We start from the raw sequence: 17,859 nt of genomic DNA, 5'->3' as shown, positions 1-17,859 counted from the left end.
GGGGCGCGGGGCCGTGACATATGCGGCTCCGCCGCGTGGGCGCGACCAGCCACAACGGCCCCGCAGCCAAGACCGCACCCCAGCGGGGCACCCAGCGGCCTAGTGGCTCAGCGGTTTACCGCGTAAGCCACTTCACCTCGTACGCGCCCATCTCGAACCGCTTCCCGTCGACGTTCGCGCTGATCTTCCGGTCGAGGATGTTCACCACCAGGACCGCCTTGTCGTCGGCGAGAACCCGTACGTTGGGCACGTCGTCCTCGGCGACGGAGACCTGCTCGTACGTGGTGCCGGCCGGGAACTCCTTGCCGAAGCGGGAGACGAGGTCGAGCATCGGCAGGGCCTTGCCGCCCGAGGCGCGGTCGGTCGGGGTCCACAGGCAGCCGGCGCAGGTGGCGCCCTTCTCGTTCTCCGGGTTCCAGTAGAAGGCGGAGGTGGTGCCGCCGCGGGCCATCGCGATCATGCCGGAGGCCTGCACGGCGACGCGGTGCGGCTCGGACCAGCCTTCGCGTTCGTCGTCGGCGTCGGCCGGTTCGACGTAGTACTCGGCCCACCACAGCGGCAGCTCGCCGGTCCGCTCACGCACCCAGCGGCTGATCGCCGTGAACTTGGCGGTGGCCGCGAACTCGTCGGGCAGCAGGTCGTCGTCCTTGGTGTAGCTGGACCCGTCGACGACGACGAAGTCCGCGCCCGTCTTGTTCTTGTTCCAGTAGTCGAACGCGTCGAGAACCCGCTGGTCCGCGGAGCCCCAGGCGCCCTTCAGCGTCGTCGACGCGTCTTCCTTCTGGCGCGGGTCGAGGCTGTCCATCACGAGATAGGGCCCGCCGACCTGGATGTCCTCGTTGACCTTCTTCAGCGCCTTGTACACGAGGTTGTACAGCTCGGTGTAGCCCTCGTAGTCCCAGCGGGCCTCGGCATCGTTCCAGAAGCCCTTGAACTCGTTCCAGACGATGAAGTGGCGTACGTCCGGATAGCGCTTGGCGACGGTCGCGGCGAGCGCGGCGTAGTCCTTGTAGTGGGCACGCTCCGGCGCCGTCTCCAGTGCCTCCTGGCTCCAGTCGGTCTTGTCGGTGCCGGGCGTGCCGCCCTTCATCCAGTCCGGGGCGCAGCACAGCGTGACGACCGGCGTGCCGCCCGTCTTGCGGACGAAGTCGATCCGGCGGTCCATGTCCTCGAAGTCGTACCGCCCCTTGACCGGCTCGGGGTTGCTCGAACCCCAGCCCATGATGTGCTGGATCTGCGGCAGGGGCTGCTCGCCGAGGCGTTCCTCCACCCGCTTCGAGGCGGCGCCGGGGCCCTCGTCGGCGCTGAACTGGGTGTGGGTGAAGCCCCAGCCGACGTCCGGTTTCGTCTCCGGCGGGGGTACGGCCGGCGTGCCGTGCACCTTGTCGCCGTCGCGGGTCGTGCCGGCCTTGCTTCCGGTGTCCCCGGGCAGCGTGTTGATCAGGGTCAGTACCAGGGCCAGAGCGGCCACGCCCACGCCGAGCAGAGCGGTGAGTCGCCACCGCCGAGCCCCCGAATTCCACCCATGACGTCCCATCAAGGGCAACAGTAACGGCGGTGGTCGGCGGTAGGACAGGTTCCGTAGTCCACAGCCCTGTAACAGGACGGAGGGGATACACCGGAAGCCAGGGCCCTTCTGACGGATCTCCGCGGCGTCGCGACGCCCAGCACGCACTCTCGCCGGCACAGGGGGCGCAACGCGGAAACCGGATGCACGGGGCGTCCACGTGACGGATCATGGCGGCATGTCTGCGAACCCACACGACGCTCTGCCGATCCGGCTCAACGTCGACGACAGCGACTCACCGTCGGACGTCGTCGACGCGCTGTTCCTCGGCCGCTTCGCGACGGGCGAGCAGCCGCACTCGCACGCGGCGAACATCGACCGCGTACGGTCCGGGGCCACTCTTCTCCCGCCGGGCGCACGCGTGTTGCGGTCCGCCCGCGACGACGACCGCAGCGCCACACTCGCCGAGGGCGACGGCTGGACGGTGCTGGTGTCGCGCTGGAACCGGGGTGCCGACGTCACGGTCACCGCAACCAGCGAGGAGCTCGCCGAGAAGGTGCTCGGCCAGGCCACGGACGGCGCGGCCGACGAGCCCGAACCGCAGCCGGAGAACGTGACGATGGGCTTCTGGTACGTGTCCCCGCGGCGCGGCCCGCACCGCACGACCCGGCAGATTTCGGCGGGTACGTGGGAGGAGGTCCGCCCCAACTACACGGCACCCGTGGCGGACGCGATGGACGGCCTGATGAAGACGACGCCGGAGGACATCGCGGGCCGTCTGCTGTTGCTGCACGGTCCGCCCGGTACGGGCAAGACGTCGGCGCTCCGTACGCTGGCGCGCTCGTGGCGGGACTGGTGCCAGGTCGACTGCGTCCTGGACCCGGAGCGCCTGTTCTCCGACGTCGGCTATCTGATGGACATCGCGATCGGCGAGGACGACAGCACGGGCAAGGGCCGCTGGCGGCTGCTCCTGCTGGAGGACTGCGACGAGCTGATCCGCGGCGAGGCCAAGCACACGGCCGGCCAGGCGCTCTCACGCCTGCTCAACCTCACGGACGGCTTGCTGGGCCAGGGCCGCAACGTCCTGGTGGGCGTGACCACGAACGAGGACCTGGAGCGCCTCCACCCGGCCGTCGTCCGCCCGGGCCGCTGCCTCGCCCGCATCGAGGTCGGCCCCCTCACCCGCCGCGAGTCCGCTGCCTGGCTCGGCACGGAGGAGGGCCTGGGCCGCGAGGGAGCAACGCTGGCGGAGCTGTACGCGCTGCGCCGGGGCACCACGCCGACGTCGGTCCCGGACCCGCGGACCACGGCGGACTCGGGTCTGTATCTGTAGCCGCCGAGGTCGCCTGGGCCGCCGAGATCTGTAGCCGACGAGCGGGCTGAGCCGGCCCACCGAGCCCGTCGGCTCCTGTCCGTACGTGCCCGGAGGCCGGCTCCTGTCCGTATGTGCCCGGAGGTCGCGTCCTGTCCGTACGTGCCCGGAGGTCGCGCGTCTCCGCCGGTGCTTTGATGGGTGTATGACCCTGTTCGTCGGCACATCGGGGTGGCAGTACAAGGACTGGCGCGGCGTCGTGTACCCGGCCGGGGTGCCCATGCGGCGCTGGCTGGAGGAGTACGCGGAGCGGTTCGCCACGGTCGAGATCAACAACGCCTTCTACCGGCTGCCGTCCCAGGAGACCTTCAAGACATGGCGGGAGCGCACACCGTCGGGCTTCGTCGTCGCCGTCAAGGCGAGCCGCTATCTGACCCACATCAAGCGCCTGCGGGATCCCGAGGAGCCGGTGCAGCGGCTGATGAGCCACGCCGCCGGACTCGGCGACCGACTCGGACCCGTGCTGCTCCAGCTCCCGCCCACCCTGCGCGTCGACCCCGGTCTCCTCGACGACTGTCTCGGATGCTTCCCCGCCGACACCCGGGTCGCGGTCGAACCGCGTCACGACTCCTGGTGGACGCCCGAGGTGCGCGAGGTGCTCGAAGCACGGGGCGCCGCGCTGTGCTGGGCCGACGTCCGGGCCCGGCCGGTGACTCCACTGTGGCGGACGACCGACTGGGGCTATGTGCGCTTCCACGTCGGACGCGCCCGGCGGTGGCCGCACTACGGCCGGCAGTCCCTGACCACCTGGGCACAGCGGATCGCGGACACCTGGCCCGACGATCGCGACGTGTACGCCTACTTCAACAATGATCCGCATGCCGCGGCGGCCCTGGACGCAACGGTCTTCGCACGGGCCGCGACAGCAGCGGACCTGACCGTCACCCGCACACCACGACGCCTCCGCGCCCCGTAAGAGGCGCGGGGCTGTATCAATCTGCGGCTCCGCCGCGTGGGCGCGACCCCCTACCGGCCCGCAGCTTCACCACCGCGCCCCGTAAGGGGCGCGGGGAACTGCGCGACCAGCCCCACCGGCCCGCAGGTGAATCACCGTGCCCCGCGGAGCGCTCAGTCCCCGTACGCCGCGCGCAGCGCATCCCGAGCCGCGTCGAGGGCGGCGGACTCGGCCAGCCCGAGCCGTCGGACACGCTCCGCGTAGGCCTGCGCGGCAGCGGCCGCTTCCCGGGAAGCCGCATCCCCCGCGGCAGCGACAAACGTCCCGTTGCGCCCCCGAGTCTCGATGACCCCGTCCGACTCAAGTGCCCGGTACGCCTTGGCGACCGTATTGGCGGCGAGTCCGAGCTCCTCGGCCAACCCCCGCACGGTCGGCAGCCGGTACCCCACCGGCAGCGCCCCGGCCCGCGCCTGCTCGGAAATCTGGGCGCGCACCTGCTCGTAGGGCGCGACCCCCGCCTCGTCATCGATGTCGATCTTCAACGTCACGCAGCGATTGTCCCGCACCGGAGGGAAAATGAGAGGCACCCTGCCACGCCTCACGCGTAGCGTGCGACGTCATGACTGTGACTGTCCGCGACTTCCGCGCGGGAGACGCCGAGGACTTCGCCCGCGTTCGGCACCTGGCGTGCCCCTTCATGCTCTCCACCTCCAAGTCCGTCGCCTACGACGTCGCGAACGCCCACCCCGACGCCCACGCCCGGCCGCTGGTGGCCGAGGAGGACGGCGAACTCATCGGCAGGGCCGACATCGGCATCGTGTACGACAGCCCGCAACCCGGCCAGGGCTACCTGTACGTGTTCGTACGCCCGGACCGCCAGGGCCGCGGCGCGGGCTCCCTGCTCGTGAGGACCGCCGAAGAGCACCTCGCCGCCCTGGACGCGAAGAAGCTCTTCTCGTGGGTCCTGGACAAGCCCGCGAACCGTGCCTTCGCCCAGAAGCGCGGCTATCGTGCGAGCCGCTCCGCGCACTTCCTCCGCCTGGACCTGGTGAACGGCACGCTGCCGCCACTCCAGGAGCCGCCCGCGGGCGTCGAACTGCGCACGGGCGCGGACTTCGCGGACGACCCGCGCCCCCTGTTCGGCCTGGACGCGGAGACGCTGGCGGACGAACCGAGCGACATCGACCATGAGTTCACGGACTACGAGGCCTGGCTCAGGGAAACCTGGCATCACCCCCTCCTCAGTCACGAGCTGACCTCGGTCGCGGTGGTCGACGGCCGACCCGCCGCGTTCAGCGCCGCCCGCACCGACGGCGGCACCCGCTACGGCACCGTGATGACGGGCACCGCCCGTGCCCACCGCGGCCGCGGCCTCGCCAAACTCGCCAAGAACGACTCCCTGCACCGCGCCCGTGCCGCCGGCTTCACGGAGGCGTTCACGGGAAACGACTCCGGCAACGAACCGATGCTGGCGATCAACAAGTGGTTCGGTTACGAGATCTGCGCCACGGAGGTGCACCATGTCCGCGAACTCGGCTGATCCCGCACGGCAGTTGGACATCGTCCTGGTCAAGGCGGGCCGCACGAAGATCCGTTACCCGGCCGAGCTGCTCCACGACGACGGCACCCGCGTCACCGTCCGCGCCGCCTGGGCCGGTGCCGGAGTCCGCGACTTCGGCTTCGTACGCTTCGAGCCGGGCGACGTCTTCACGGAGCACTACTGGCGCGACCGGTGGTATTCGGTGAAGGAGGTCCGTGACGCGGAGGGAGCGCTGAAGGGCTGGTACTGCGACATCGCCCGACCGGCCGAAGTCTTCGAGGGCGAAGTGGTCGTCGAGGATCTCGACCTCGACCTGTGGCGCTCCGCGGACGGCAGCGCCGTACTGCGCCTGGACGAGGACGAGTTCGCGGCCAGCGGCCTGGAGACCACCGATCCGCGGGCCGCATCCGCCGCCTGGGCCGCCCTGGACGAGCTCGAACTCCGCGCCCGCGAGGGCGACTTCGAGGCACTGCTGGCCTAAGCGCTCCGCTGGAAGCACGGTGATGCTGTATCGATATGCGGCTCCGCCTCGTGCGCGGGCCGGTGGAGGCTGGTCGCTCCCCCACACCTCACCCCTCACTCCGTGCCTCTCACGGCACAGCGACCACCACCGCGTACCGCTCGTCCTCCACCTCGCGCCCCCACAGCAGCGAGTCGTCCGACAGCCGCTCCACGCGCACGTCCTCCGCGAGGGGTGCGAGCAGCCCGGTCAGCCGGTCGGCGGATATGCCGACCGGGCTCACCGTCCCCCAGAGGCCCTCTATGAGGACGAGCCGCCCGCCGGGGCGGAGCAGCCCGCACCAGTGCCGCAGGACGCGGCCTGGATCGGGCAGCGTCCACAGCACATGGCGGACGAGGACGACATCGAACCGCTGCTCCCCGACCGGCGGGGCCGCCGCGTCACCGACCAGGAATGCCGCGTCACGTCCGGCCAGCTTGGCGCGGGCGAGTTCGACCATGCGCGGCGAGAGGTCGACCCCCGTGACCCGGTGCCGCTGCTCGGAGGCGAGGAGCGACAGGCTGCCGGTGCCGCAGCCCAGATCGAGCACGTCGGCCGGGGCGCGTGGCAGCCAGCCGCGCAGTCTGGCCGCCCAGGCCTCGCGCACGGCGGGGTCCCGCAGTCCGTGGTCCGGCTCGTCGTCGAAGGTGGCGGACTCGGCGTCCCAGTCGACACCTGACCGCTCCTCACTGGCGCTTTCACTGGCGCTGTTACTCGTCATGAGCCCAGAGTGACAGCCGCCACTGACAACGGGCCCCGACAGCCCGGCCGACCCCGGCCCGGCACGCAGAGCGACGCCCTGACCTGCATCCTGACGGCCAGGTGTCCGGCATATGGACTCGCGGTTGAAACGTGACAGCCGCCACTGACAAGCGGCCACCGATGAGTCACCCTCCCGGAAACGGTCTACCTCCGTACAACCGCGGAACCTGGTAGACGCAAGGAGGCAGCCATGCGCCGCGTAACCGTGCAGAAGCCCCTGAGGAAGTCGGACGCCCGTCGCCTGCGGGACGAAGCCGACGAACGTCCCGTCGAGCGTCCGGAGGTCCGAAAGGACATCGCACGCACCTGGTGGCCGGACGGATGAGCCGGCCGAGCCCGGCTGACATGAGAACCGCCTGCCCAGCGCCGGGCGGCGACGAGAGCCGTCAGGGCGCCAGCCGCTTGCGGTAGTGGAGCCGGTCGTACGGCCCGTCCTCGCGGCGCTCCATGAGCTCGTACCCGTACTTCGGGTAGATCTTCTGGTTCTCCCACATCATCGCGTTCGTGTAGAGCCTGACCTCGGGCAGGCCGAGCGCACGCGCGCGTGCGTCCACGAAGGCGAGCAGCCGCCGCCCCACGCCCTGCCCATGGGCGTCCGGGTGGACGGCGATGCTGTCGAGGAACAAGTGGTCCTCGTACGCCTCGATCACCACGAGCCCGATCACGGGCTCCCCCGTGACGAACACCCGCCCCGCGGCGACATTGGCCGCGTGGTCCGCCTCCATGGGCACCGGGACCACCCCGATGCGCTCGATGTAGTGGTGGTACGCCGCGTCGGTCACGGCCTTCACGGCGGCGACGTCGGAGGCGACCGCGGGACGGATCTCCGGGTCTCGCGAGCTGTCTGTCATGGCGGGAACGGTACCTACCTGATCGCAGTCTCAGCACTCCCTTAAGCGGACCATAAGGATCGCCATCACCCGCTCTCAGCAGGCGATTCCGCGGTTTCGAGGGGCTAGCTTGCTGATCGCCCCCAGGCATCACAGGCACCCCCCAAGATCCGTTTCGAGGAGTTCCCCCATGCCAGCTCGCCGCAAGGCCGCCCGCATCGCCACCGTCACCGCCGTCGGTGTCGCCCCGCTCGCCCTGACCGCGCTCGCCGCCGCCCCGGCCGCCGCGCACGGCTCGATGACGGATCCGGTGAGCCGGGTCGCGGCCTGCTACGCGGAGGGTCCGGAGAGCCCGAAGTCAGCGGCCTGCAAGGCGGCGGTCGCGGCCAGTGGCACACAGGCCCTCTACGACTGGAACGGCGTCAACATCGCGGACGCGGCCGGGAAGTCGAAGGAGATCATCCCCGACGGAAAGCTGTGCAGCGCGGGCAACGACAAGTACAAGGGCCTCGACCTGGCCCGCGCCGACTGGCCGGCCTCCCGGCTGACCTCGGGCAACCGCACCTTCCGCTACAAGGGGACCGCCCCGCACAAGGGCTCGTTCGAGCTGTACGTCACCAAGGACGGCTACGACCCGACGAAGCCGCTGAAGTGGTCGGACCTGGAGTCGAAGCCGTTCCTCAAGGTCACCGACCCGAAGCTGGAGAACGGTGACTACGTCTTCGACGGCGTCGTCCCGGTCAAGTCCGGCCGCCACCTCATCTACTCGATCTGGCAGCGCTCGGACTCGCCCGAGGCCTTCTACACCTGCTCGGACGTCGTCTTCGGCGAGAGCGACGGCAGCGGCGGTGGCAGTGGCAGCGGCGGGACCGAGGCCTCTGCCGCGCCGACGGCATCGGCGCCGTCCGACCAGGACATAGCGGACGGTGCCGACAACTCATCCGTAGAGCACGGCGGCCACGGCGACGACGACCCGAAGACGCAGGCCACGGCGACGGAGGCCGCGGCCGCGGGCTCCGAGTCGGGCTCCGGTTCCGGCGACGCGACGGAACCGGCCGCGGCGACGGATGACGCCGTGACCGACGCCGAGCCCGCCGGTGGCAAGGAGAACCTCGCCGAGACCGGCGGCTCCGGCACGACCCCGTACGTCGCGATCGGCGGGGCGGCCGCCCTGGCGATCGGAGCCGCGGCACTGTTCGCCTCGGTCCGTCGCCGTGCGGTGACCGGGGGCCGCCACAGCCGATAGCCCCGTAAGGGGCGCGGGGCTGTTACATATGCGGCTCCGCCGCGATGGGGGTCCCCCCGCTCGAGCGAAGCCGAGAGTGGGGGAGCGACCAGCCACAGGCGGCCCGCAGTTCCCATACGGCGCTAACCGATCACCGAGAGGCAGGTCGTCGGGGTGGCGCGCGCCGGATCAAGGGCGTTCGCCACCTCGTGGAAAGCGATCCGGTCGACGAGCCCGAGTGCCGCATGCTCCGAGAAGTCGACCCCGCACAGATCCTGGATCAGGACGTTGCGTACGTGCGGACCGTCTAGGTACTGCGAGCGGTACGGCGTGACGATCTCGTCGTACTTGGTGGCGATGACCGTGTAGCGGACGCCCGGAACGGTGTCGCCGCCCGCGTTGAGCTTGGTCAGGAAGGCGGAGCCGGCCACTTGGTCGGCGAGGGCCGGGGTGGCCGTGGAGAGCAGGTCGCCCGCGCCGGGGAAGTGGTCGAGCAGCTTGGTGAGGCCGTTCAGGGTGGTGCCGTGGTTGTCGGGCGCGATACCGACGAGGGCGTTCACCTTGGCGGCTCCGCCAAGGAACTTCAGGTAGTGGCGGGGCATCAGGCCGCCCTGCGAGTGGCCGACGAGGTCGGCCTCGGCGGCGCCGGTCGCGGCGAGCACCTTGTCGACGAAGCTCTTCAGCTGCTCGGCCGACTTGTCGATGGGACCGAGGCCGTGGAAGAGCGGTACGCCGGGCAGTTGCCCGTAGTCGAGGGCGTAGACGCAGTAGTCGCGGTTCACCAGGTAGGGCGCGAGGCCCAGCCAGTTGTCGACGGAGTTGGCGAAGGTGCCGTGGACGAGGACGACGGGTCGTGGGTGGGCGGCGGACGGTTTGCAGGAGTAGTCGTTCCAGCCCCTGCTGGGTGCGGAGTCGGCCTGGGCGGTGGCGGCCGTGGCGGTGGGGACGACGGTGGCCGCGGCGGTGAGCAGCAGCGCGGCGAGGGGTCTGAGCAGGCGCTTCCAGGGCAGCATCGGGTGATCTCCTTGCGGCTCAAGGGAGTTACGACGGCGTACGCCCTGTGATCCGGATCACGAGGATGCTGTTCTTTTGCCAAGTTACGAGCGAGTAGTAGAAGTGTGAAGTTACGCGTCAGTAAAAACTTCCAGTGACAGCCGGGGGTACTGACACGTGCCTTTGAACCGTCACCAGGCGGGTCTGATGGGACCGTAGGGCGCAATGCGCAGCAAACGGTCACGCAACGCCCGGACTTCACTCTCGCCGAGCAGCTCGACCCACGGCCGTACGGCTTCCGCCGCTGCCTCCTCGGCCGCCCGCGTACAGTCCCAGCCCCGCTCGGTCAGCACGACCAGCCGGGCACGCGCGTCGCCGGGATGCGGCCGCCGCTCGGCGTAGCCCTTGCGGACGATCTCGTCGACAAGTTGACTCGCGGCCTGCTTCGTCACGCCCAGGTGGGCGGCCAGTTCGGTGACCGTCGCCCCACCGGGCGCGAGCCGGGTGAACGCGAAACCGTGCGCGGGCCGCACCCCCTCGAAGCCACGGGCGACGACACCCTCGTGAATGCGCTGCGTGAGCTCACCGGCGACGGCGAGCAGGGCGGCGGACAGGGCCATGGCCTCGGAGTTCTGCACGCATGCATTGAAACACCCTTGACGAATTGGTCAAGCTGCTTGACCATAAGTCCATGTGGTCAAGCAGCTTGACTATTTACTACTGGAGGCAGCCGTGCCAGTCATCCGCTCGTCCGAAGCCGTCGTCCACGAGATCCACGGCGCCCGCTTCGTCTCGTACGCCACTCCCCTCAGCGGGAGCAAGGAACTGTGCGCCTGGCGGGGCGAGATCCCCGCGGGCACGAAGGCGCCCGCGCACACCGTCAACCGTGAGGAGATCTTCCATCTCCTCGCCGGGGAACTGCTGATGACGCTCGACGGCCACACCGAGCGGATCGCCGCGGGCGACACGGTGATCATCAATCCCGGCGCGACACTCACCGTCGAAAACCCAACCGACCAGACCGCAATCTCCTGGGTCACCACATCAATCGGCCTCCAGGCAACGCTTGCTGACGGCACGACCATCACTCCCCCATGGGCCAACTAACCCGGCCCGTAAGGGGCGCGGGGAACTGCGCGACCAGCCACATCCGGCCCGCAGCTTCCAAACGACCCGCAGCTCCCCCACCTCCCCGCGGAGCGCCGCCGGCATCACCGCCCGCGGCCCGAACTTCGCCCGCACCCGGTCCGCCGCCTCCTCGATACGGCGGGCCTTCTCGTCCAACGGGTCGAAGGTGAGCTGGTAGGAGGCCTGTTCGGCGGGGTCCAGGCCCTCGGCGCGCAAGGCGATGCCGCGGACCCGGGCGCGTTGCAGGCCGAGCGCCTCGTACATGCGGTACGCGGCGTCGGTGAGCGCCGAGGAATGGGCGGTCGGCTCGAGGAGCGTACGGCTGCGGGTTGTCGTTGAGCGGTCGGCGTAGCGGACGGTGAGGGTGAGCGTGCGGCACACCTTTTCCAGGGCGCGCAGCCGGGCGCCCAGTTCCTCGGCGGCGGAGAGCAGGGCCCGCCGGTGCCGGGCCGGGTCCAACTCGTCGTGTGGGAAGGGGCGTTCGGCGGCGAGCGAGCGGGAGACGGCGTTCGGTACGACCCGGCCGCGGTCGATGCCCTGCGCCATCTCGTGCAGTTCGCGGCCGGTACGGGCACTGGTGAGCCGTTGCAGTGTGGACAGCGGAGCGGCGGCGACCTTGCCGACGCTGTCCAGGCCGTACTCGCACAGGGTGCGGGCGGTGGCGGTGCCGACTCCGGGCAGCGCCCGCACGGGCTGTTCCGCCAGGAACTCCGCGAGGGCGTCGGGCTCTTCGGGCACCACCCGGGTCTCCCCCGGAGGGGTGTCCCGCAGGGCCATCCGCGCGAACATCGGTCCGGGTCCGGCCCCGATCGCGCAGTCGACACCGTGCCAGGCGAGCGCCCGTACCCGTATCAGCGAGGCCAGTTCGACGACGTCGCGTCGGAAGTACCGCTCGGCGCCCCGCAGATCCGCCAGCGCCCCGTCGGGCGGCATCGCTTCGACGACAGGGGTGAACTCCTCCAGTGTGCCGAGGAGTTGAGGCAGGGCGGCCTCGTGCATCGGAGGCAGCTGGAAACGTACGCAGAGGATGGTCATCCCGCACTCCCCGGACTCTGGTGCCACAACTTCTTTCCGCTCGCGGGCCCTTCGCCCGCCGGGCGCAGATCCGCCCACGGATGCATTTCGTATCCCGTGGGCAACTGGATTCGACGGCCGCCCGTCGGATCTCCCACGCCCCGGGAGTCGTCTTCGGCCCCGGCCGTCGCCTGTGGCTCGGCCAGCCGCGACGCCACTCCGTCCAGCCCTTCCTCGTGCCGCAGTTCCACCAGGTCGGCGAGGTTCCAGGCGGCCGCTCCGACCACGCTGAGGCTGCGCGGGCCGCGCCGCTGCACCACACCGCGGACGAGCAGGAGCCAGGAGTGGAAGACGGTGTACGCGCACGCGTCGTGGGAGTCGTCGAAGAAGGCGAGGTCGACCAGGCCCGTGCCGTCGTCCAGGGTGGTGAAGATGACCCGCTTGCCGGAGCGGATCGGCGGTGTCTGCGTGGCCGCCTTCGCGCCCGCGACCAGAACCGTCTCGCCGTGCCGCACCGTGCGCAGCCGGCGCGCCGACACCACGCCCAACTCGTCGAGAAACTCCCGGTGGTCGTCCATCAGATTGCGCGAGGCGTCCATGGAGAGCACACCCAGCTCGGCACTGAGCCGCTCCGCCGAGGAGAGGTCAGGGAGCCCGGCCGACGCGGTCTTCTGCCCACCGGCCAGCGGGAGTTGGGATCCACGGCCGCCGCGCGAGCCCCGGTGCAGCTCCGTCAAGTGCAGTTGCAGATCACGGCGGTTGGCGCCGAAGGTGTCCAACGCACCTACCTGAGCAAGCCGTTGGGCAAGTGGCCGACTCGGCCTGGCCCGTTCCCAGAAGTCGAGCAGCGAGGCGTACGGCTGCCCGTCCGCGATCCGGGCGGCCTCGGCCTCACTGATTCCGTGCACATCGGAGAGGGCGAGCCGTATGCCCCAACGACCCGGAGAACCCCCTGATTCCCCCGATTCAGACACCAGTTCGATATGATGTGCGACCGCCGACCGGTTCACGTCCAACGGCAGGATCGGCACCCCCCGCCGCCGCGCGTCCGCCAGCAGCAGCCGCTTCGGATACATCCCGGGATCGTGCGTGAGCAGCCCCGCGTAGAAAGCGGCCGGGTGATGGGCCTTCAGCCACGCCGACTGGTATGTCGGTACGGCGAAGGCGACCGCGTGCGCCTTGCAGAAGCCGTAGGACCCGAAGGCCTCGACGATCTCCCAGGTACGGGCGATCGTCTCCGCGTCGTATCCCCGCGCGGCCGCGTGCTGCGCGAACCAGAGGCGGATCCGCCCCTGCGACTCGGGGTCGGACAGCCCACGCCGCACCCGGTCCGCCTCGTCGCGCCCGCAGCCGGTCATGATGTCGACGATGTCGATGATCTGCTCGTGGAAGACCACGACCCCGTACGTCTCCTTCAGCGGCCGCTCAAGATCGGGGTGCGGGTAGCGGACCGGCGCCCGGCCGTGCCGTGCCGCGATGAACGGCCGCACCATGTCGGCCGCGACCGGTCCGGGCCGGAAGAGGGAGATGTCGACGACGAGATCGTGGAAGGTCGCGGGCTGGAGCCTGCCGACCAGGTCCCGCTGCCCCGGCGACTCGATCTGGAAGCAGCCCAACGTCTCGGTGGACTGGATGAGTCGGTACGTCTCCGGGTCGCCCTCCTCCACAGCGTCCAGGTCGACATGAGTCCCCGTCGCCCGCGCCACCTCGGCCACCGCGTGCGCCATCGCGGACTGCATCCGCACGCCCAGCACATCGAGCTTGAGCAGTCCGAGATCCTCGACGTCCTCCTTGTCGAACTGCGACATGGGCAACCCTTCGCCGCTGGTCGGCATGACCGGCGTACGGGCGAGGAGCGAGGCGTCGGAGAGGAGCACCCCGCACGGGTGCATGGCGACTCCGCGCGGCAGGGCGTCGAGGGCTTCGACCAGCTCCCACAATCTGCCGTATTTCTCCTTCTCCCCTGCCAGGGAGCGGAGTTCGGGCAGTTCCTCCAGCGCCGCGCGGGCGTCGCGGGCGCGGATGTGCGGGAAGGACTTGGCGATGCGGTCGATGTCGGCCGGGTCCATGGAGAGCGCGGCGCCGACGTCGCGGACGGCGTGCCGTACGCGGTAGGTCTCGGGCATCGCCACGGTCGCGACCCGCTCGGTGCCGAACCGGTCGATGATCGCGCGGTAGACCTCAAGGCGGCGCGCGGACTCCACGTCGATGTCGATGTCGGGCAGGACCGGGCGGCGCTTGGACAGGAAGCGCTCCATCAGCAGCCCGTGCTCGACGGGGTCGGCGTGCGCGATGCCGAGGAGGTGGTTGACGAGCGAGCCCGCGCCGGAGCCGCGCGCGGCGACCCGGATGCCCATCTTCCGTACGTCGTCCACGACTTGAGCGACCGTCAGGAAGTAGGAGGCGAAGTTGTGGTGGGCGATGATGTCCAGCTCGCGGTGCATCCGCTCCCAGTAGTCGCGCGCCTCGGAAGAACGGTCGTAGCCGCGCAGCACCATCCCCGCCGCCGCCCGCGAGGCCAGCACGTGCTGCGCGGTACGGCGCCCGGCGCCGACGAGGTGCGGCTCGGGGAAGTGGACGGCGCCGATGCCGAGGTCGTCCTCCGGGTCGACGAGGCACTCGGCGGCGGTGGACCGGGTCTGTTCGAGCAGGCGGTACGCGGCACTGCGGCGGTAGCCCGCGGACTCGACGATCCGTTCGGCGGCGGCGAGCATCGCGTCCGCGTCCCTGAGCCAGGCCTCGCCGCTGTCCAGCTCCTTGCGGGGGTCGACCGGCACGAGCCGGCGGGCGGCGTCCAGGACGTCGGCGACCGGGCCCATGCCGGGGTCGGCGTACCGGACGGCGTTGCCGAGCACCGGGCGCACCCGCTGCTCGGCGGCGAAGCCGACGGTGCGGGCGGCCAGCCTCAAGGAACCCGGCCCGGTTCCCTCGCGCCCGTGCCACACGGCTTCCAGGCGCAGGGCGTCGCCGTAGACCTCACGCCAGGGCGCGAGCAGTTTCGCGGCCCGGTCGGGGCGCCCGGCGGCGAGCGCGCGGCCGACGTCCGAGGTGGGGCCGAGCAGCACGGTCAGGCCTTCGGCGTGGTTGTCCGCCCAGGGCAGCAGCGGCTGCCCCTCGCCGCCCGCATGCGATGCAGTAACGATTCTGCAGAGGTCGGCCCAGCCCGCCGCGCCATCCCGGGCAAGGAAGGTCACCCGAGGTGTCGACTCATCGATGAAGGCACCGCCCCGCACGGGAGTCCGGCGCCGCTCCCCTTGTACGGGCTCCCCGACCGCGAGCTCGGCCCCGAACAGCGGACGTACACCGTGGGCCGCGCAGGCCTTGGCGAAGCGGACCGTGCCCGCGAGGGTGTCCCGGTCGGTGAGCGCGAGCGCGTCCATCCCCCGCTCGGAGGCGCGCTCGGCCAGGCGCTCCGGATGGGAGGCCCCGTATCGCAGCGAGAACCCGGAAGCGGTGTGCAGATGCGTGAAGCCCGGCACGCGCACCTCCACTCCCCAGGGGCTCCCACGCCCGCTCTCGAACATTCGTTCCCATACCCTCGCCCCCACCATAGACCAATTCTCGAACCTCTGTACGACATCCGTTCGGACCCGTCCCACCTGCGCAAACGTCGGGCGGCTCGGACCGTGGGGGCATGACGCGGACAGCCGAGGCCCCACGCCGGTCCTTCCTCGACGAGGTGAAGGACGCGGTCACCCCGCGGGCCACGCTGCTGGTCATCGGCGTGATCGCCCTGCAGCTGCTCTTCATCGCCTCCTATGTGGGGGCGCTGCACCATCCGAAGCCGAAGGACGTGCCGTTCGGGGTGGTCGCGCCGGAGGCCGCCGCCGACCAGGCGGTGACCCGGCTGAAGCAACTGCCCGGCGAACCGCTGGACCCGCGCACGGTCGCCGACGAAGCCACGGCGCGCCGACAGATCATGAACCGCGACATCGACGGCGCCCTGGTCGTCGATCCGTCCGGCACCACCGACACCCTGCTGGTCGCCTCCGGTGGCGGCAAGGTCCTCGCCACCACGCTGATCACGCTCACCACCGCAATGGAGAAGGCCGAAGGGCGCACGGTGAGGACTGTCGACGTGGTCCCGGCCGCCGCGCAGGACGCCAGCGGGCTCACGCCCTTCTACCTGGTCGTGGGCTGGTGCGTCGGCGGCTATCTGTGCGCCTCGGCATTGGCGGTCAGTGCGGGCGCGCGGCCCGCCAACACCCGGCGCGCGACGATCCGGCTCGCCGCCATGGCCCTGGTCGCGATCGTCGGCGGGCTCGGCGGTGCGATCATCGTCGGGCCGGTCCTGGAGGCCCTGCCGGGGAGCGTGGCCGCCCTCTGGGGACTGGGCGCGCTGATCACCTTCGCGGTCGGGGCGGCCACGCTCGCGCTCCAGTGCGTCTTCGGAATCATCGGCATCGGAGTGGCCGTGCTGCTGGTGGTGATCCTGGGCAATCCGAGCGCGGGCGGCGCCCTCCCGCCACCGATGCTGCCCCCGTTCTGGAAGGCGATCGGCCCCGCCCTGCCCCCGGGCGCGGGCACCTGGGCGGCCCGCTCGATCGCCTACTTCAAGGGCAACGACGTCACCGTCTCCCTGCTGACACTCTCGGCATGGGCGGCACTGGGAAGCGCGATCACGCTCTTGGCGGGTTCACTGCGCAGAAAAAAGGGGCGGCTCACGTTAGGGGCGCAGCCCCTTTAGGGGCGCGGGGCTGTGACACTGTGCGGCTCCGCCGCGTGGGCACGACCAGCCCCAACGCACCCGCACCTTCTCCACAACGCGAAAGCCCCGCCCCCACCAGCCCAGGCTGGTGGAAACGGGGCTCCCCAATCTCAGCTAAGCCATCAGCCGATCTCCGTACCCGTGGCGGACAGCGCCTCCGTGACCGGCTGGAAGAACGTCTCCCCACCGGAGGTGCAGTCCCCGCTGCCACCGGACGTGAGTCCGATCGCGTTGCTGCCCGAGAACAGCGACCCACCGCTGTCACCGGGCTCCGCGCAGACGTTGGTCTGAATGAGCCCGTTCACGATGTCACCGTTGCCGTAGTTCACGGTGGCGTCCAGACCGGTGACCGTACCGTCGTGCACCTGGGTCGTGGACCCGCTGCGGGTGACCTCCATACCGACGGTGGCCTCCGCCGCACCCGAGATCTGCTGCGCGGAACCGTTGTAGAGGTTGACCTCGCTCGGGTGGTCCACCTCCGCGGTGTACTTGACCAGGCCGTAGTCGTTGTCGGGGAAGCTGGAGTCGGCGTTCTCCCCGATCACGTTGCCGGACGAGTCCGACCAGCTGGTGATCCCCTCGGTGCAGTGCCCGGCGGTGAGGAAGAACGGCTCGCCGCCCTTGACCACGTTGAAGCCGAGGGAGCAGCGGCCGCCGCCACCGGTGATGGCGTCACCGCCGGCGATGAAGGGCTTGAACTCCCCCTTCGTGCGCTTGAGTTCGGCCTTGGCGCCGAGCCCGTCGACGACCTTGGTCAGCTTGGTCAGCTCGGCGCCTCTGACCGTGCGGTCCGCGGTGACGACGACCTTGTTGGTCGCCGGGTCGACCGCCCACGAGGTGCCGGGGATGGTCGCGTCCTGCTTCAGCGTCGTACGGGCGCCCTTGAGTTCGGCGAGGGAGTTCTCGACGACCCGCGCCTTGGCGCCGGCCGACTCGACGATCTTGGCCGCGGCCTCGTCGAGCACGTTCACGACGAGGTTCTCGGCCTTCGCGTCGTAATACGTTCCGGCCGCGTCCGTGCCGAGGTCCTTGCCGAGCGTCGAGGCGAGCTTTCCGGCCGCCGTGACCGAGAGGGTCTGGGGCTCGGGTGCGGGCGCGTTCTCACTTGCGTTCGCGCTCTGCAAGGTGACTCCGCCGGCGACCAGTGCGGCGATGCCCGCACCTGCCACGGCGGCCCGTCGCTTGGGTATGCGTCGGTGCTTCAAGTTACGTCCTCCTGTGGGGGGTCGGACGCGACGGTTATGGGGACCGTCGCGGCCGGAAGGCGTACGGGCACGAACCCGACTCGCAATAAAAAAGCCGCGTTCATGCCAACGGACGCCGACCACTATCCCGAGGCTCGCCGGGGTCACACAAGGTCGACTTCAGGACGCGCACACCACAACA

Annotated in this window: 17 protein-coding genes; 8 read left to right on the top strand and 9 right to left on the bottom strand. The window is 70.6% G+C overall.

Annotation, left to right across the window (positions count from 1 at the left end):
- Positions 1-115: 115 nt before the first annotated feature.
- Positions 116-1,537, bottom strand: coding sequence for a GH39 family glycosyl hydrolase (locus GAS53_RS22655; RefSeq protein ID WP_151479498.1), 1,422 nt, complete (start codon positions 1,535-1,537; stop codon positions 116-118).
- A 208-nt stretch (positions 1,538-1,745) separates the two neighbouring features.
- Between GAS53_RS22655 and GAS53_RS22650 the strand changes: the two genes are divergently transcribed.
- Together GAS53_RS22650 and GAS53_RS22645 are read left to right on the top strand one after the other, a co-directional pair.
- Positions 1,746-2,840: a DUF5925 domain-containing protein gene (locus tag GAS53_RS22650; protein ID WP_151479497.1), complete on the top strand. Its 1,095-nt coding sequence runs from the start codon at positions 1,746-1,748 to the stop codon at positions 2,838-2,840.
- A 184-nt stretch (positions 2,841-3,024) separates the two neighbouring features.
- Entirely contained in the window at positions 3,025-3,795 is a 771-nt protein-coding gene (locus tag GAS53_RS22645; protein WP_151479496.1) for a DUF72 domain-containing protein, read from the top strand.
- A 152-nt stretch (positions 3,796-3,947) separates the two neighbouring features.
- Here GAS53_RS22645 and GAS53_RS22640 read toward each other — a convergent pair whose 3' ends face one another.
- On the bottom strand, positions 3,948-4,322 hold the full coding sequence (locus GAS53_RS22640) for a GntR family transcriptional regulator (protein WP_192583238.1): 375 nt from the start codon (positions 4,320-4,322) through the stop codon (positions 3,948-3,950).
- Between the two features lie 71 nt (positions 4,323-4,393).
- Between GAS53_RS22640 and GAS53_RS22635 the strand changes: the two genes are divergently transcribed.
- Positions 4,394-5,314 carry a GNAT family N-acetyltransferase gene (locus GAS53_RS22635; protein ID WP_151479494.1) on the top strand — a complete coding sequence of 307 codons (921 nt, stop codon included), beginning with the start codon at positions 4,394-4,396 and terminating at the stop codon, positions 5,312-5,314.
- Positions 5,295-5,795 (top strand): DUF402 domain-containing protein, encoded by a 501-nt coding sequence (locus GAS53_RS22630; protein WP_151479493.1) that lies wholly within the window; start codon positions 5,295-5,297, stop codon positions 5,793-5,795. Before GAS53_RS22635 ends, GAS53_RS22630 begins: the two co-directional genes overlap by 20 nt.
- 109 nt (positions 5,796-5,904) lie before the next feature.
- Here GAS53_RS22630 and GAS53_RS22625 read toward each other — a convergent pair whose 3' ends face one another.
- Positions 5,905-6,534 (bottom strand): class I SAM-dependent methyltransferase, encoded by a 630-nt coding sequence (locus GAS53_RS22625; RefSeq protein ID WP_151479492.1) that lies wholly within the window; start codon positions 6,532-6,534, stop codon positions 5,905-5,907.
- A 231-nt stretch (positions 6,535-6,765) separates the two neighbouring features.
- On the opposite strand from GAS53_RS22625, the gene GAS53_RS57645 reads away from it, so the two are divergent.
- Positions 6,766-6,900, top strand: a complete 135-nt coding sequence (locus GAS53_RS57645; protein ID WP_263974157.1) for a hypothetical protein — start codon at positions 6,766-6,768, stop codon at positions 6,898-6,900.
- A 61-nt stretch (positions 6,901-6,961) separates the two neighbouring features.
- Here GAS53_RS57645 and GAS53_RS22620 read toward each other — a convergent pair whose 3' ends face one another.
- Entirely contained in the window at positions 6,962-7,426 is a 465-nt protein-coding gene (locus GAS53_RS22620) for a GNAT family N-acetyltransferase (protein ID WP_151479491.1), read from the bottom strand.
- 169 nt (positions 7,427-7,595) lie between these two features.
- Here GAS53_RS22620 and GAS53_RS22615 point away from each other — a divergent pair, with 169 nt between their 5' ends.
- Positions 7,596-8,651, top strand: a complete 1,056-nt coding sequence (locus tag GAS53_RS22615; RefSeq protein ID WP_151479490.1) for a lytic polysaccharide monooxygenase auxiliary activity family 9 protein — start codon at positions 7,596-7,598, stop codon at positions 8,649-8,651.
- A 122-nt stretch (positions 8,652-8,773) separates the two neighbouring features.
- On the opposite strand, the gene GAS53_RS22610 is transcribed toward GAS53_RS22615, so the two are convergent.
- Positions 8,774-9,643: an esterase/lipase family protein gene (locus tag GAS53_RS22610; RefSeq protein ID WP_151479489.1), complete on the bottom strand. Its 870-nt coding sequence runs from the start codon at positions 9,641-9,643 to the stop codon at positions 8,774-8,776.
- A gap of 171 nt (positions 9,644-9,814) precedes the next feature.
- Complete coding sequence (locus GAS53_RS22605; protein WP_151479488.1) at positions 9,815-10,261, bottom strand: MarR family winged helix-turn-helix transcriptional regulator; 447 nt, start codon at positions 10,259-10,261, stop codon at positions 9,815-9,817.
- 94 nt (positions 10,262-10,355) lie between these two features.
- On the opposite strand from GAS53_RS22605, the gene GAS53_RS22600 reads away from it, so the two are divergent.
- Positions 10,356-10,730, top strand: coding sequence for a cupin domain-containing protein (locus GAS53_RS22600; protein WP_151479563.1), 375 nt, complete (start codon positions 10,356-10,358; stop codon positions 10,728-10,730).
- Here the strand turns inward: GAS53_RS22600 and GAS53_RS22595 are convergent.
- Positions 10,668-11,786, bottom strand: a complete 1,119-nt coding sequence (locus GAS53_RS22595; protein WP_151479487.1) for a DNA polymerase Y family protein — start codon at positions 11,784-11,786, stop codon at positions 10,668-10,670. The two genes, GAS53_RS22600 and GAS53_RS22595, sit on opposite strands and share 63 nt — an antisense overlap.
- Positions 11,783-15,244, bottom strand: coding sequence for a DNA polymerase III subunit alpha (locus tag GAS53_RS22590; protein WP_151479486.1), 3,462 nt, complete (start codon positions 15,242-15,244; stop codon positions 11,783-11,785). The genes GAS53_RS22595 and GAS53_RS22590 overlap by 4 nt, the downstream gene beginning before the upstream one ends.
- A 155-nt stretch (positions 15,245-15,399) precedes the next feature.
- On the opposite strand from GAS53_RS22590, the gene GAS53_RS22585 reads away from it, so the two are divergent.
- Complete coding sequence (locus GAS53_RS22585) at positions 15,400-16,452, top strand: ABC transporter permease (RefSeq protein WP_151479485.1); 1,053 nt, start codon at positions 15,400-15,402, stop codon at positions 16,450-16,452.
- Positions 16,453-16,595: 143 nt separating this feature from the next.
- On the opposite strand, the gene GAS53_RS22580 is transcribed toward GAS53_RS22585, so the two are convergent.
- Positions 16,596-17,678: a S1 family peptidase gene (locus GAS53_RS22580; RefSeq protein WP_151479484.1), complete on the bottom strand. Its 1,083-nt coding sequence runs from the start codon at positions 17,676-17,678 to the stop codon at positions 16,596-16,598.
- Positions 17,679-17,859: the final 181 nt, after the last annotated feature.

Source organism: Streptomyces albicerus, assembly GCF_008905045.1.
Lineage (GTDB): Bacteria > Actinomycetota > Actinomycetes > Streptomycetales > Streptomycetaceae > Streptomyces > Streptomyces albicerus.
This window is presented reverse-complemented; position numbering and strand designations above follow the sequence as displayed.

Excerpts from the sequence above, each read along its gene's own strand:
- GAS53_RS22655 (WP_151479498.1), bottom strand. The coding sequence starts at position 1,537 with ATGGGACGTCATGGGTGGAATTCGGGGGCTCGGCGGTGGCGACTCACC.
- GAS53_RS22630 (WP_151479493.1), top strand. The coding sequence starts at position 5,295 with ATGTCCGCGAACTCGGCTGATCCCGCACGGCAGTTGGACATCGTCCTG.
- GAS53_RS22615 (WP_151479490.1), top strand. The coding sequence starts at position 7,596 with ATGCCAGCTCGCCGCAAGGCCGCCCGCATCGCCACCGTCACCGCCGTC.
- GAS53_RS22585 (WP_151479485.1), top strand. The coding sequence starts at position 15,400 with ATGACGCGGACAGCCGAGGCCCCACGCCGGTCCTTCCTCGACGAGGTG.
- GAS53_RS22645 (WP_151479496.1), top strand. The coding sequence starts at position 3,025 with ATGACCCTGTTCGTCGGCACATCGGGGTGGCAGTACAAGGACTGGCGC.
- GAS53_RS22595 (WP_151479487.1), bottom strand. The coding sequence starts at position 11,786 with ATGACCATCCTCTGCGTACGTTTCCAGCTGCCTCCGATGCACGAGGCC.
- GAS53_RS22635 (WP_151479494.1), top strand. The coding sequence starts at position 4,394 with ATGACTGTGACTGTCCGCGACTTCCGCGCGGGAGACGCCGAGGACTTC.
- GAS53_RS22625 (WP_151479492.1), bottom strand. The coding sequence starts at position 6,534 with ATGACGAGTAACAGCGCCAGTGAAAGCGCCAGTGAGGAGCGGTCAGGT.
- GAS53_RS57645 (WP_263974157.1), top strand. The coding sequence starts at position 6,766 with ATGCGCCGCGTAACCGTGCAGAAGCCCCTGAGGAAGTCGGACGCCCGT.
- GAS53_RS22610 (WP_151479489.1), bottom strand. The coding sequence starts at position 9,643 with ATGCTGCCCTGGAAGCGCCTGCTCAGACCCCTCGCCGCGCTGCTGCTC.
- GAS53_RS22620 (WP_151479491.1), bottom strand. The coding sequence starts at position 7,426 with ATGACAGACAGCTCGCGAGACCCGGAGATCCGTCCCGCGGTCGCCTCC.
- GAS53_RS22650 (WP_151479497.1), top strand. The coding sequence starts at position 1,746 with ATGTCTGCGAACCCACACGACGCTCTGCCGATCCGGCTCAACGTCGAC.